This is a genomic window from Streptomyces sp. NPDC005784, from assembly GCF_042871525.1.
In the GTDB taxonomy this organism is placed as follows: Bacteria; Actinomycetota; Actinomycetes; order Streptomycetales; family Streptomycetaceae; genus Streptomyces.
On the sequence record NZ_JBIAIQ010000002.1, the window covers coordinates 479,012 to 492,501 of the forward strand.

The 13,490-nt window shown below is 66.7% G+C and carries 13 protein-coding genes; 6 read left to right on the forward strand and 7 right to left on the reverse strand.

Going from position 1 to position 13,490, the window contains the following annotated elements:
• Positions 1-98: 98 nt before the first annotated feature.
• From ACFYR3_RS05025 to ACFYR3_RS05040, 4 genes are all read right to left on the reverse strand, one after another.
• The gene (locus ACFYR3_RS05025) at positions 99-596 is read right to left on the reverse strand and encodes a hypothetical protein (RefSeq protein WP_356782837.1); all 498 of its coding nucleotides are present in this window, start codon (positions 594-596) and stop codon (positions 99-101) included.
• A gap of 110 nt (positions 597-706) precedes the next feature.
• On the reverse strand, positions 707-1,969 hold the full coding sequence (locus ACFYR3_RS05030) for an MFS transporter (RefSeq protein ID WP_389281514.1): 1,263 nt from the start codon (positions 1,967-1,969) through the stop codon (positions 707-709).
• Positions 1,970-2,047: 78 nt separating this feature from the next.
• Positions 2,048-3,130 carry an inositol-3-phosphate synthase gene (locus tag ACFYR3_RS05035; RefSeq protein ID WP_355848122.1) on the reverse strand — a complete coding sequence of 361 codons (1,083 nt, stop codon included), beginning with the start codon at positions 3,128-3,130 and terminating at the stop codon, positions 2,048-2,050.
• Positions 3,131-3,173: 43 nt separating this feature from the next.
• Positions 3,174-3,857, reverse strand: coding sequence for a PadR family transcriptional regulator (locus ACFYR3_RS05040; RefSeq protein ID WP_389281516.1), 684 nt, complete (start codon positions 3,855-3,857; stop codon positions 3,174-3,176).
• Between the two features lie 374 nt (positions 3,858-4,231).
• Here ACFYR3_RS05040 and ACFYR3_RS05045 point away from each other — a divergent pair, with 374 nt between their 5' ends.
• Both ACFYR3_RS05045 and ACFYR3_RS05050 read left to right on the forward strand, forming a co-directional pair.
• Positions 4,232-6,955 (forward strand): transglycosylase domain-containing protein, encoded by a 2,724-nt coding sequence (locus tag ACFYR3_RS05045; RefSeq protein ID WP_389281518.1) that lies wholly within the window; start codon positions 4,232-4,234, stop codon positions 6,953-6,955.
• 118 nt (positions 6,956-7,073) lie between these two features.
• The gene (locus tag ACFYR3_RS05050; RefSeq protein WP_355848131.1) at positions 7,074-8,579 is read left to right on the forward strand and encodes a glycosyltransferase 87 family protein; all 1,506 of its coding nucleotides are present in this window, start codon (positions 7,074-7,076) and stop codon (positions 8,577-8,579) included.
• Between the two features lie 91 nt (positions 8,580-8,670).
• Here the strand turns inward: ACFYR3_RS05050 and ACFYR3_RS05055 are convergent, their stop codons facing one another.
• The 3 genes from ACFYR3_RS05055 to ACFYR3_RS05065 all read right to left on the reverse strand — a co-directional run bounded on the left by ACFYR3_RS05055 (position 8,671) and on the right by ACFYR3_RS05065 (position 11,427).
• On the reverse strand, positions 8,671-9,702 hold the full coding sequence (locus tag ACFYR3_RS05055) for an alanine racemase (protein WP_389281520.1): 1,032 nt from the start codon (positions 9,700-9,702) through the stop codon (positions 8,671-8,673).
• A 128-nt stretch (positions 9,703-9,830) separates the two neighbouring features.
• On the reverse strand, positions 9,831-10,952 hold the full coding sequence (gene femX / locus ACFYR3_RS05060) for a peptidoglycan bridge formation glycyltransferase FemX (protein ID WP_389281522.1): 1,122 nt from the start codon (positions 10,950-10,952) through the stop codon (positions 9,831-9,833).
• A gap of 163 nt (positions 10,953-11,115) precedes the next feature.
• On the reverse strand, positions 11,116-11,427 hold the full coding sequence (locus ACFYR3_RS05065) for a hypothetical protein (RefSeq protein WP_389281524.1): 312 nt from the start codon (positions 11,425-11,427) through the stop codon (positions 11,116-11,118).
• A gap of 287 nt (positions 11,428-11,714) precedes the next feature.
• Between ACFYR3_RS05065 and rpsF the strand changes: the two genes are divergently transcribed.
• The 4 genes from rpsF to rplI all read left to right on the forward strand — a co-directional run bounded on the left by rpsF (position 11,715) and on the right by rplI (position 13,459).
• Positions 11,715-12,005, forward strand: coding sequence for a 30S ribosomal protein S6 (gene rpsF, locus ACFYR3_RS05070; RefSeq protein WP_261703747.1), 291 nt, complete (start codon positions 11,715-11,717; stop codon positions 12,003-12,005).
• A 77-nt stretch (positions 12,006-12,082) separates the two neighbouring features.
• A complete protein-coding gene (locus ACFYR3_RS05075; RefSeq protein ID WP_389281526.1) occupies positions 12,083-12,700 on the forward strand; it encodes a single-stranded DNA-binding protein in 618 nt (205 codons plus the stop codon).
• 57 nt (positions 12,701-12,757) lie between these two features.
• Positions 12,758-12,994, forward strand: a complete 237-nt coding sequence (gene rpsR / locus ACFYR3_RS05080; RefSeq protein ID WP_003949403.1) for a 30S ribosomal protein S18 — start codon at positions 12,758-12,760, stop codon at positions 12,992-12,994.
• An 18-nt stretch (positions 12,995-13,012) separates the two neighbouring features.
• The gene (rplI, locus tag ACFYR3_RS05085) at positions 13,013-13,459 is read left to right on the forward strand and encodes a 50S ribosomal protein L9 (protein ID WP_261703749.1); all 447 of its coding nucleotides are present in this window, start codon (positions 13,013-13,015) and stop codon (positions 13,457-13,459) included.
• Positions 13,460-13,490 lie beyond the last annotated feature (31 nt).

Sequence of the window (13,490 nt, forward strand, 5' to 3'; positions counted from 1 at the left end):
CCGCCGGGTTTTTTTTAAACTTTCAACCTCCCCCCGGGGAGCCGCGGAGGGGCGGTGTTTCACGTGAAACACCGCCCCTCCGCGTCTCAGTCGAGTCCCTACTTGGCGGAGTACTCCGACAGGCAGAGGGTGAAGTCGCTGCTACCCGTCTGCGTGTACTCGGCGTACTTGGTGCGGTCGCAGCCAGACTTGTCGCTCTTCTTCTGAGCAACCTTGAACTTTGCCTTGGAGCTGCCGCAGTCCACGACCTTCAGGTCCGGGTTCGTGGCGCTGTCCGGGTTGCCGATGCTCATGCAGTCGCCGACCTTGGCGGAGGCCGGGTCGTGTCGGCTCGCAAGGTAGCCCACGCCGGCGGCTATGACGGCACAGACCACGATGCCGATGCGCAGGTACTGCTTGATGCCGCGCTTCGGGCGCTGCGGCGGGACCGGGGCGTACCCGGCGGTCGGCTGCTGCGGGAACCCGGGCTGACCCGGCTGCTGCGGGTATCCCTGGGGAGGCTGCTGGCCGTACGGGGCCTGGCCCTGGGGCGGCTGGCCGTAGGGCTGGTGGCCCTGAGCGAACGGGTTCTGGCCCTGGGGCGGCGGAGTTGTCACTGAGGTCCCCCTGGAACGTAAGCGCGTGACGTGAAATAAGACGCACGTAAGCTATCGGGCCCTATGACAACGAAGTGGCCAGAAGTGGCTCTGTGGCACTGATGTGACACTTACTGAAGTTCAAAGCGGGTCATAGCGACCGCAATGGATGCGTAGACCGCGGCCACGGTCACGACGAGGGAAACCGATCGTCCGTCAGGAGGCAGCATGAGAGCGGCCATTGCTGCCGCTCCGACGAAGGCGACGTTGAACAGGACGTCGTAGAGGGAGAAGATCCGGCCGCGGAAGCCGTCGTCGACCGAGGACTGCACGACCGTGTCCGTGGCGATCTTCGCGCCCTGCGTGGTCACGCCCAGCATGAACGCGGCGACCAGCGTGGGTGCGGGGGTGAACGGGAGACAGAGGGCGGGTACCAGGACCGCGGCGGCGCCGGCACAGACGGCGATCCAACGGCCCGGGCCCAGTTGTCCGGCCGCCCAGGGTGTCACCACGGCCGCGACGAAGAAGCCGGCCCCTGAGACACCCACGGCCAGTCCCAGGAGCGCGAGCCCGTCCTCCGAGCCGGACGACCACGCATAGCGGCAGAGCATCAGCACCATGACTGTCAGGGCGCCGTAGCAGAAGCGCATCAGCGTCATCGTCAGCAGAGCCCAGGCCGCCTCCCGCCGCGGGCGCTCCGCAAGGTGCCGTACACCCGCGGCAAGGCCTCGTGCGGTGCCGGCGAGGACCGTGGCCAAGCTGGGGTGGCCCAGTTCCTGGTCGGGTCCGAGGAGCTCCGGGGCGATGCGCAGCGAGGCGAGGGCCGCGCACAGATACAGCGCCGCTCCTACGAGGACCACCGCCGTGTCGGAGTCCGCGAAGACCAGCCGTACGGCGAACGCGAGAGCTCCGCCCATGGTCGCCGCGAGCGTTCCGGCGGTCGGTGAAAGCGAGTTGGCCAGCACCAGACGGTCCGGGTCGACGACACGGGGCAGCGCGGCCGACAGCCCGGCCAGGACGAAGCGGTTGACCGCGGTGACAGAGAGGGCGGAGGCGTAGAAGAGCCAGTCGGGTACCTGGCTCAGCATCAGGACGGCCGTCACGCACGCCAGCGCCGTGCGCAGCAGGTTGCCGTACAGAAAAACCTGCCGACGCCGCCAGCGGTCCAGCAGGACCCCCGCGAAAGGACCGATGAGGGAGTACGGGAGGAGCAGCACCGCCATCGCGGAGGCGATCGAGGCCGCCGAGGTCTGTTTCTCCGGTGAGAAGACCACGTAGGTGGCCAGCGCGACCTGATAGACGCCGTCGGCGCCCTGGGACAGCAGCCGTACACCGAGCAGGCGTCTGAATCCCTGGAAGCGCAGGAGAACGCGCAGGTCACGTGCGACGGCCATGGGGCACAGCCTCACATACGAGGAGGGTCCCCGGGCAGTAAGCCCGGGGACCCTCAACAGCAAGCACGAAACTGTGCTTTAGCGCTCGACCTCGCCCTTGATGAACTTCTCGACGTTGGCGAAGGCCTCGTCGTCGAAGTACTGGACCGGCGGGGACTTCATGAAGTAGCTCGACGCGGAGAGGATCGGGCCGCCGATACCGCGGTCCTTGGCGATCTTCGCGGCGCGCAGGGCGTCGATGATGACACCGGCCGAGTTCGGGGAGTCCCAGACCTCGAGCTTGTACTCCAGGTTCAGCGGGACGTCGCCGAAGGCGCGGCCCTCGAGGCGGACGTACGCCCACTTGCGGTCGTCGAGCCAGGCCACGTAGTCCGAAGGACCGATGTGGACGTTCTTCTCGCCCATGTCGCGGTCGGGGATCTGCGAGGTGACGGCCTGCGTCTTCGAGATCTTCTTGGACTCGAGGCGGTCGCGCTCCAGCATGTTCTTGAAGTCCATGTTGCCGCCGACGTTGAGCTGCATGGTGCGCTCAAGACGGACACCGCGGTCCTCGAACAGCTTCGCCATCACGCGGTGCGTGATGGTCGCGCCGACCTGCGACTTGATGTCGTCGCCGACGATCGGGACGCCGGCCTCGGTGAACTTGTCCGCCCACTCCTTGGTGCCGGCGATGAAGACCGGGAGGGCGTTGACGAAGGCGACCTTGGCGTCGATGGCGCACTGGGCGTAGAACTTCGCCGCGGCCTCGGAACCGACGGGCAGGTAGCAGATGAGGACGTCGACCTGCTTGTCCTTCAGAACCTGGACCACGTCGACCGGGGTCTCGGCGGACTCCTCGATGGTCATGCGGTAGTACTTACCGAGACCGTCCAGGGTGTGACCGCGCTGGACCGTGACGCCCTTGCTCGGGACGTCGCAGATCTTGATGGTGTTGTTCTCGCTGGCACCGATGGCGTCGGAGAGGTCGAGGCCGACCTTCTTCGCGTCGACGTCGAACGCGGCGACGAACTCGATGTCACGGACGTGGTAGTCGCCGAACTGGACGTGCATCAGGCCGGGTACCTTGGCCGCCGGGTCGGCGTCCTTGTAGTACTCGACGCCCTGAACCAGCGAGGCGGCGCAGTTGCCTACGCCGACGATGGCTACGCGAACCGAACCCATTCCGGTTGCTCCCTGTGTATATCGGTGAAACCCCGAATGGGCCTCACGTGGCGGTGTCGTCGGACGGATCCGGCCGGGTGCTGTCCCGGTGCCGGGGCAGGCCGCCCGTCTCTCCAGATGTGTTGTCCTGTTGAGCGGAGCCGTCGGTGGCGAGACGCTTGACGTCCCGTCCGGCCCGCTCGCTCTCGATGAGCTCGTTCAGCCAGCGCACTTCGCGCTCCACGGACTCCATTCCGTGGCGCTGGAGCTCAAGCGTGTAGTCGTCGAGGCGCTCCCGGGTGCGCACCAGCGAGGCGCGCATCTTCTCGAGGCGCTCCTCCAGACGGCTGCGACGGCCCTCCAGTACGCGCATGCGTACGTCGCGTGACGTCTGCCCGAAGAAGGCGAAGCGAGCGGCGAAGTGCTCGTCCTCGTACGCGTCGGGCCCCGTCTGCGCGAGAAGTTCCTCGAAGTGATCCTTACCTTCCGCCGTCAATCGGTAGACGATCTTGGCGCGACGTCCTGCGAGTGTTGCCGTCAGGGCGTCTTCGGGCGTGGATCCTGATTCCTCGATCAACCAGCCGTTGGCGACCAGCGCCTTGAGGCAGGGGTAGAGCGTTCCGTAGCTGAAGGCACGGAACACACCCAGTGACGTATTGAGTCGTTTGCGCAGCTCATAGCCGTGCATCGGGGACTCGCGGAGCAGGCCGAGTACGGCGAACTCGAGGATCCCGGAACGCCGGCTCATCGTCGCCTCCTCCCTGTCGCTGCCTCGTCGGCACGGTCTTTATGCCGTGCTGATGTATCGAGTCGATACATCAGCACGATAGAACGCCCCTGAGGATGCGACAAGAGGGAGCGGAGTGAACGGCGTCACATTACTGATTCATACGAAGCAAGTTGCCTGATTTGGGGTGAACTTCGGCGCTAGGTGGGTTTTGACGGTGCGTAGTCTGTGCGGCATGGACACCACCGGGAACCGAGTGACGTCTGAGAACGTCAACGTCTTTGGTGCAGTACGGGTGAATGCACGATCGACCGCATCCGTACTTCGGGGGGACCGGAAACCAGCCGCCGTTTCCAGGCGCGCAAAGGTGCGCCTGCCCGAGGAGTAATCGTTCGATGAGCGAGCACCGTCGCAAACCGACGCAGCCGCAGGGCGGCGGACGTGCCGCGGCCCGGCGCGGCCAGCCACAGACCGGCCCGTCCGCAGGCCGCCGCGAGGCACCGCGAGACGCCACCGGCTCTCCTTCCGATTCCTATGACTCGGGGGGTGAAGAGAGCCCGTTCGGCAGCCGTGCCGAGGCGCGCCGGGCCACACAGCGAGGAAGCGGCGGAGGCCGGCGCAGAGCCGCCGACGGCGCGGGTCACGGCGGCCCCGGAGGAGGGGGCGGCCGACGAGGTGGTCCCCCGGGCCCGGGTGGCCCGGGCCGCGGCCGAGGCCGCGCTCCCGAGCCTGCCAGAAAACGAATCATCGACTACCCGCGCGCCGGTAAGTACGGCGCCGCGCGTTGGGTGCCGTCCTGGAAGCTCGTGACGGGCCTGTCCATCGGCTTCTGCGGCAGCATGGTCGCGGCCGCGGGCGTCGCATATGCCCTGGTGGGTATCCCGGACATCGGCAAGACCGCCAAGGCGCAGAACAACGTCTACTTCTGGGCCGACGGCAGCGAGATGGTCGCCACGGGTGGGGAGGCCAACCGCCAGATCATCGGCTACGCGCAGATCCCCAAGGAGATGCGGTGGGCGGTCATGTCGGCCGAGAACAAGACGTTCGAGACCGACAGCGGCGTCGACCCGATGGGTATCGCCCGCGCCTTCGTGAACATGGCCAAGGGCGGCCAGACGCAGGGTGGCTCCACCATCACCCAGCAGTACGTGAAGAACGCGATGCTTCAGGACCAGTCGCAGACGGTCTCCCGAAAGCTCAGGGAGCTGTTCGTCTCCATCAAGGTCGGGGCGAAACTGCCCAAGGACCAGATCATGGCCGGCTACCTGAACTCCGCGTACTACGGGCGCAACGCCTACGGCATCCAGGCCGCGGCACATGCCTACTTCAACAAGGACGCCACGAAGCTGGACCCGAGCCAGTGCGCCTTCCTGGCGGCGGTGCTCAAGGGCGCCACGTACTACGACCCCGCGGGCTCCCAGTCGATCGACCCGGTAAACGCCACGCCTGAGCTCAACCGCAAGCGCGCCGTGGCCCGCTGGGGGTGGATTCTCGACCAAGAGGTCAAGGACGGCCGTCTGAGCGAGGCGCGACGGGGCGAGTTCAAGACGTTCCCCAAGATCCAGTCCCCGCGGTCCAACGCCGCGCTGAGTGGGCAGGTCGGCTATCTGGTCGACCTGGCCAACACGTACCTCATCAAGAACAGCGACAAGACCAAGATCACCGAGACCAAGCTTCGGCAGGGTGGGTATCAGATCCACACGACCTTCGACAGGACGAAGGTCAACGCGCTCGAGGCCGCGGTGAAGAAGGTGCAGAAGGCCAACATCAAGCCCAAGCTGCGTCCGAAGAATGACAAGTACGTCCAGTTCGGCGGGGCGTCCGTCAACCCGAACAGCGGTGCGATCGAGGCCATCTACGGCGGTGTGGACGCGACCAAGCACTTCACCGACAACGCCGACCAGACCGGTGCCCAGGTGGGTTCGACGTTCAAGCCCTTCGTGCTGGCGGCCGCCATGTCCTGGGGTGCCAGGGATCCCAAGGGTGGCCCGTCCCAGGCGCAGGACGAACGCACCATCGTCTCGCCGAAGAGCCTGTACAGCGGCAAGAACGGGCTCAAGATCAAGGACTACAACGGAACCGACTGGACGGACGACAAGGGCAAGGAGTGGCTGCAGCAGAACGACGGCCATCAGTCCCTCAACCCGCCCTCCTACAAGATCGACCTGCGTGAGGCTATGCGCGAGTCCGTCAACTCCGCTTATGTCCAGCTGGGCATGGACGTCGGCCTGGACAAGGTGAAGGACGCCGTCCTGAGCGCGGGCATCAAGGAGTCGAGCCTCGCCAGTGCCAGGTTCCCGTCGTTCTCTCTCGGTACCTCCTCCCCGAGTGCGATCCGTATGGCCGGGGCGTATGCCACCTTCGCGGCCAGCGGCAAGCAGCGGGATCCGTACTCGGTCGATCGGGTGACCAACGCGGAGGGCAACGTCTTCCAGCACGACCGTGTCGCCAAGACCGTGGAGGCCTTCACCCCGGCGGTGGCCGACAACGTCACCGACGTCCTGAAGACCGTGGTCGAGAAGGGCACCGGTACCAACGCTCAGCTGAAGGGCCGTGAGGTGGCCGGCAAGACCGGTACCACCGACGGCAACAAGTCCGCTTGGTTCGTCGGGTACACCCCGCAGCTGTCCACGGCGATCGGTATGTACCGCCTGGACGATGACGAGACCAAGAAGAATCGCGAGTTCCTGCAGATGTACGGCACGGGCGGCGAGAAGACCATCCACGGTGCATCGTTCCCGTCCCAGATCTGGCGGGACTACATGGAGGTCGCGCTCAAGGGGGAGAAGGCGGAGTCCTTCCCGGTGCCCGAGGACATCGGCGTGGTCCTCAACGACACTCCGAGCCCGTCGCCGAGCCCGTCGGCCACGGTGAGCGAGTCGCCGAGCCCGTCGCCGACTCCGACCCCCAGTGAGACCCTGACGTCTCCCTCGCCCTCGGCGAGCGAGACCTGCAAGAAGTTCGACTGGACCTGCAACAACACCGGTGGGACCGCTACGGGCGGTACCAGTACAGGTGGCACCGACGGCGGGGTGAGCGCCTCACCGTCGGAATCCACCAGCAGCTCGACCAGTAGAGGCAACAGCAGCGGAGGCCTCTTCGGAGGGTCGAACGGATAGCTGTCTCCGTGTGTGTTTCACGTGAAACACACCGTTTCACGTGAAACGAGGGCCGCCGCACCGACAAGGTGGGGCGGCCCTCGGCCTATTCCTAGACACGTACGGCAGGATGTGCGGCATGCCCAGTGCAGAGACGACGCGAGCGAGCGTGCACGAGCCGGAGCTGGTGCGGCCGACCAAGGATGACGAGGTCGCCGCCGGCGGCAGTGAGCTGATCGGCGGCCCTATCGGGCGGCGGGCCCTGCTCGGGACGTCCTGGTGGACGCCCGTGCGGGTCGTCGCGCTGGTGGCCATCGGAATGTTCGTCCTCGGTATGGTCCAGAAGCTGCCTTGCTACGACGGCGGCTGGTTCTTCGGAGCCAGCTCGCAGTACACGCACGCGTGCTACTCGGACATCCCGCACCTCTACCAGGGGCGGGGCTTCGCCGACGGCCTTGTGCCGTACTTCGACAAGATCCCCGGCGACATGGACTACCTCGAATACCCGGTGCTGACCGGTGTGTTCATGGAGGTCGCGGCCTGGCTCACTCCGGGCAGCGGGAGCATCCAGCACCAGGAGCAGGTCTACTGGATGGTCAATGCGGGGATGCTGATGGTGTGCGCGGCGATCATCGCCGTATGCACCGCACGCACCCACCGTCGTCGCCCCTGGGACGGTCTCCTGGTCGCCCTGGCGCCCGCCTTCGCGCTCACCGCCACGATCAACTGGGATCTCCTTGCCGTGGCCCTGCTGGCCGCCGCGATGCTCATGTGGTCGCGAGGCCGCGTCCTGGCCTTCGGTGTCCTGATCGGGCTCGCCACGGCCGCCAAGTTCTACCCGTTCCTGGTACTCGGGCCGCTCTTCCTGCTGTGCTGGCGGGCCGGCAAGTGGCGCGAGTTCGGCACGGCGCTGCTCGGCGCCGTCGGTGCCTGGCTGGCCGTGAACCTTCCGGTCATGTACCTCGCACCCGAGGGCTGGGCGAAGTTCTACAGCTTCAGCCATGACCGCGGCGTCGACTTCGGTTCGGTCTTCCTGTTCATCTCGCAGTGGCTGAACATCGCGATCACGCCCGACACGGCCAACGCCTGGGCGCTGATCATGATGCTGATCATCTGTGCGGGCCTGAGCGCCGTCACGCTCACCGCCCCCCGTCGCCCCCGCTTCGCTCAGCTCGCCTTCCTGATCGTCGCGGCCTTCATCCTCACGAACAAGGTCTACTCGCCGCAGTACGTGCTGTGGCTCGTCCCGCTCGCGGTGCTGGCCCGGCCGCGCTGGCGGGACTTCCTGATCTGGCAGGCGTGCGAGGTCACGTACTTCCTGGGTATCTGGATGTACCTCGCGTACACGACCAGCGGGGCCGCTCACAAGGGCCTGCCGACCGACGGGTATCAAGTCGCCATCGCCGTCCACTTGTTGGGGACGCTGTACCTGTGCGCGGTGGTCGTGCGGGACATCTTCATGCCGGATCGCGACGTGGTGCGCCGAGCCGGGGACGACGACCCGTCGGGCGGGCTGCTGGACGGCGCCGAGGACGTCTTCGTTCTCGGCGCGGCCGCGCATCCGGCGCGGCACGCCGCGCACTTCGACGGGCTGCCCCAGGTCGAGTGGGGCGGGGACACGGCACCCGAAGACCGTTCGCTCTGAGCGAACAGGGCTCGAAGAAGGCACGCAAAAGGCCGTACACGGACACCGTGTACGGCCTTTCTGCTGGACCGGAGTGCGTCGGACCCGGGGGTCAGCGTTCGACGACGCGGTCGTACTGCGTGGTGGTGTGCCGCAGATGGGCCACCAGTTCGTCGCCGACCTTCGGCTCCGAGGCGTCGGAGGGCACGAAGAGGATCGAGACCTGCATGTGCGGGGGCTCGGCGAACCAGCGCTGCTTGCCCGCCCAGACGAACGGAGAAAGGTTCCGGTTGACCGTCGCGAGGCCGGCGCGTGCGACGCCCTTGGCGCGCGGCATGACGCCGTGCAGCGCCTTGGGGGCCTCCAGGCCCACCCCGTGCGACGTACCGCCCGCCACGACGACGAGCCAGCCGTCCGAGGCCGCCTTCTGCTGCCGGTAGCCGAAGCGGTCGCCCTTGTAGACGCGGGTGACGTCCAGGACGGCCCCGCGGTACTCGGTGGCCTCGTGGTCCCCCAGCCACAGCCGCGTGCCGATACGGGCGCGGAAGTGGGTCTGCGGGAACTGCTGCTGAAGTCGCGCGAGTTCCTCGGCCTTGAGGTGGCTGACGAACATCGTGTGCAGGGGCAGGCGGGCCGCACGGAGGCGGTCCATCCAGCCGATGACCTCCTCGACGGCGTCCGAGCCGTCGGTGCGGTCCAGCGGCAGGTGGATCGCGAAGCCCTCGAGCCGGACGTTCTCGATGGCGGAGTGCAGATGCGGCAGGTCCTGCTCGCTCACGCCGTGCCGCTTCATCGAGGACATCACCTCGATGACGACACGGGCGCCCACAAGGCCGTACACGCCGTCGATGGACGACACGGAGCGGATGACGCGGTCGGGCAGCGGTACGGGCTCCTCGCCGCGCCTGAACGGCGTCAGGACCAGCAGATCGCCGCCGAACCAATCCTTGATCCGGGCGGCCTCGTACGTGGTGCCGACGGCGAGGATGTCCGAGCCCAGGCGAGTGGCCTCGTCCGCGAGCCGTTCGTGGCCGAAGCCGTAGCCGTTGCCCTTGCAGACGGGGACGAGCCCCGGAAACTGCTCGGACACCTGCTTGTGGTGTGCCCGCCAGCGCGCGGTGTCGACGTAGAGCGTGAGCGCCATGGCCGGTCCCGGAACCTTTCTCGTGGCTGCGGTGTATCAGAGGTATGAAAAGGAATTGTCGCTGATTCGCGGGACCGATGGGGCGATGCCGGGCTGGTTCAGCGGCCCGCCATGCGATTCGGGGCGGCTCAGCGGCGGGACATGTAGATGTCGAGCGCCTTGTGGAGCAGCTTGTTGAGCGGGAAGTCCCACTCGCCGAGGTACTCGGCGGCCTCTCCGCCCGTGCCCACCTTGAACTGGATCAGGCCGAAGAGGTGATCGGTCTCGTCCAGCGAGTCGGAGATGCCGCGCAGGTCGTAGACCGTGGCTCCCAGGGCGTACGAGTCGCGCAGCATGCGCCACTGCATCGCGTTCGAGGGCCGGACCTCGCGTCCGATGTTGTCCGAGGCGCCGTAGGAGTACCAGACGTGCCCGCCGACGACGAGCATGGTCGCGGCCGACAGGTTCACGCCGTCGTGACGCGCGAAGTAGAGCCGCATGCGGTTGGGGTCCTCGGTGTTGAGGGCCGTCCACATGCGCTGGAAGTACGACAGCGGGCGGGGCCGGAAGTGGTCGCGCACAGCCGTGATCTCGTACAGCCGCTGCCACTCCTCCAAGTCCTGGTAGCCGCCCTGGACGACCTCGACGCCCGCCTTCTCGGCCTTCTTGATGTTGCGGCGCCACAGCTGGTTGAAATTCCTGTGGACTTCTTCGAGGGAACGATTGGCCAGCGGCACCTGGAAGACGTAGCGGGGCTGGACGTCGCCGAAGCCGGCACCGCCGTCCTCGCCCTGTTGCCAGCCCATGCGGCGCAGCTTGTCGGCGACCTCGAAGGCGCGCGGTTCGATGAAGTCGGCCTCGATGTCGCGCAGGCGCTTCACGTCCGGGTTCTGGATGCCGCCCTTGATGGACGTGGCTTCCCAGCGCCGGATGATCACCGGCGGACCCATCTTCACCGAGAAAGCGCCCTGGTGCTTGAGGTGCGCGAGCATCGGCTGCAGCCAGTCGTCGAGGTTCGGCGCGAACCAGTTGATGACCGGACCCTCGGGCAGATAGGCGAGGTAGCGCTTGATCTTGGGCAACTGGCGGTACAGCACCAGGCCCGCGCCGACCATCTGGCCGGTCTTGTCGTCGAACCATCCAAGGTTCTCGGAGCGCCACTCGGCCTTTACGTCTGCCCAGGCGGGGACCTGCATGTGACTAGCCGCGGGCAGGCTCTGGATGTATGCCAGATGCTGCTCTCGGCTGATGGTCCTCAGGGTCAGGCTCATTCGGGGCGCTCCTCGGGCTGGTGTGTCCCCATGGGTACAGGGGCTCCGGCTCTCGCGCCGAAGCCTACTGCGCCCTGCGAGCGCCCCGACTGGCCGTATGGAACCTGGACCCCGGCGACGCGGCGTGAAGCGTCCCGAGGTCAGGGGAAAACGGACGTTCGACTCAGATCACACCACCGAAGAGGCCGCCGTGGGCCAGCCCGAGGTAGAAGCCGACGCCCGAGAGACCGAGTCCCACGATCAGTCCGAAGCGCTCTCGGGTCGTCTCGGAGATGAACTGGCCATAGGCACCGGCGATGATCCCGACGAGGCCGGCCCAGGAGCTGAGCAGATGCAGGCTGTGGAACATCGCCGTGACGAAGGCCAGGATTCCGCACACCAGAGTCACCACGAGCAAGGTGTCCTGGAGCGGATGAGGCTTGCCGTCCGTGGCGAAGAGTGAGCCGGTGGTGCTGGGTCGCAATACCTGTGCCATAAGGCACCTCCTGCGGAAGGCGGCGCATCGTAGCGCCATACACACCCGATGTGTACAGATTGACGGCCAACCCGGTCGGATTTCAACCGGAAGCCGGTGTGCAGGTAGTCTGTACCCTCTGCACCGGTGTCTGCCCAGGCTCATGGCCAGGTCACGACAGGGATTGCCGCTCGGTTCACCGATCGGCGGCCCGATTGTCAGTGGCGGCCGATACCGTTGCGTACGCATCACAACCCTCCTGCCACGGAACGACCGTGGCCGTTGAGTCCAAAGGAGGTGGGTTCCACATGCGTCACTACGAAGTGATGGTCATCCTCGACCCCGATCTGGAAGAGCGCGCTGTCGCCCCCCTGATCGAGAACTTCCTCTCCGTCGTCCGTGAGGGCAGCGGAAAGGTCGAGAAGGTCGACACCTGGGGCCGTCGTCGTCTCTCGTACGAGATCAAGAAGAAGCCCGAGGGCATCTACTCGGTCATCGACCTGCAGGCCGAGCCTGCGGTCGTCAAGGAGCTCGACCGCCAGATGAACCTGAACGAGTCGGTCCTCCGGACCAAGGTCCTCCGTCCCGAGACCCACTGAGCTCTCCAGCTCAGCTGATCTCGGGCATCGAGTAGCAGCACCAGCAGCCAGCAGCAAACCCGCCGAGAGGTTCCCCCATGGCAGGCGAGACCGTCATCACGGTCGTCGGCAATCTTGTCGACGACCCCGAGCTGCGCTTCACCCCTTCCGGTGCGGCGGTCGCGAAGTTCCGTGTCGCGTCCACTCCCCGCACCTTCGACCGGCAGACCAATGAGTGGAAGGACGGCGAAAGCCTGTTCCTGACCTGCTCGGTCTGGCGTCAGGCGGCGGAGAACGTCGCCGAGTCGCTCCAGCGCGGCATGCGCGTCATCGTGCAGGGCCGCCTGAAGCAGCGGTCCTACGAGGACAACCAGGGCGTCAAGCGCACGGTCTACGAACTGGACGTAGAGGAAGTCGGCGCCAGCCTGAAGAACGCCACGGCCAAGGTCACCAAGACCACGGGCCGAGGCGGCCAGGGCGGCCAGGGCGGTTACGGCGGCGGTGGCGGCCAGCAGGGCGGCAGCTGGGGCGGAAGCTCCGGCGGCGCTCCGCAGGGCGGCGCCGCTCCTGGCGACGACCCCTGGGCCACCAGCGCTCCCGCCGGTGGCAACCAGGGCGGCGGCGGCGGTGGCGGTGGCGGCTGGGGCGGAAGCTCCGGCGGTTCCGGCGGTTCCGGCGGTTCCGGCGGCGGCTACTCGGACGAGCCCCCCTTCTAGGCCTCAGGGCCGAGGGTGGGCCGTACTCCCACTTCTTGATCACACAGGAGATACACCATGGCGAAGCCGCCTGTGCGCAAGCCGAAGAAGAAGGTCTGCGCGTTCTGCAAGGACAAGGTCACGTACGTGGACTACAAGGACACGAACATGCTGCGGAAGTTCATTTCCGACCGCGGCAAGATCCGTGCCCGCCGCGTGACCGGCAACTGCACGCAGCACCAGCGTGACGTCGCCACGGCTGTGAAGAACAGCCGTGAGATGGCGCTGCTGCCCTACACGTCCACCGCGCGATAAAGGAAGGGTGACCGACACATGAAGATCATCCTTACCCACGAGGTCTCTGGCCTCGGTGCCGCGGGCGACGTCGTTGACGTCAAGGACGGTTACGCTCGCAACTACCTGATCCCGCGGAACTTTGCGATCCGCTGGACCAAGGGTGGCGAGAAGGACGTCGAGCAGATTCGTCGTGCTCGCAAGATCCACGAGATCGCGACCATCGAGCAGGCCAACGAGATCAAGGCCCGCCTCGAAGGCGTCAAGGTCCGTCTGGCCGTTCGCTCCGGCGACGCCGGTCGTCTCTTCGGTTCCGTCACCCAGGCCGACGTCGCTTCGGCGATCAAGGCTTCCGGTGGCCCCGACGTCGACAAGCGCCGCATCGAGCTGGGCTCGCCCATCAAGACCCTGGGCGCCCACGAGACGTCCGTGCGTCTGCACCCCGAGGTTGCCGCCAAGGTCAACATCGAGGTTGTCGCTGCCTGAATGCAGCGCTCGGCATAGCTGAGAGAAGGGC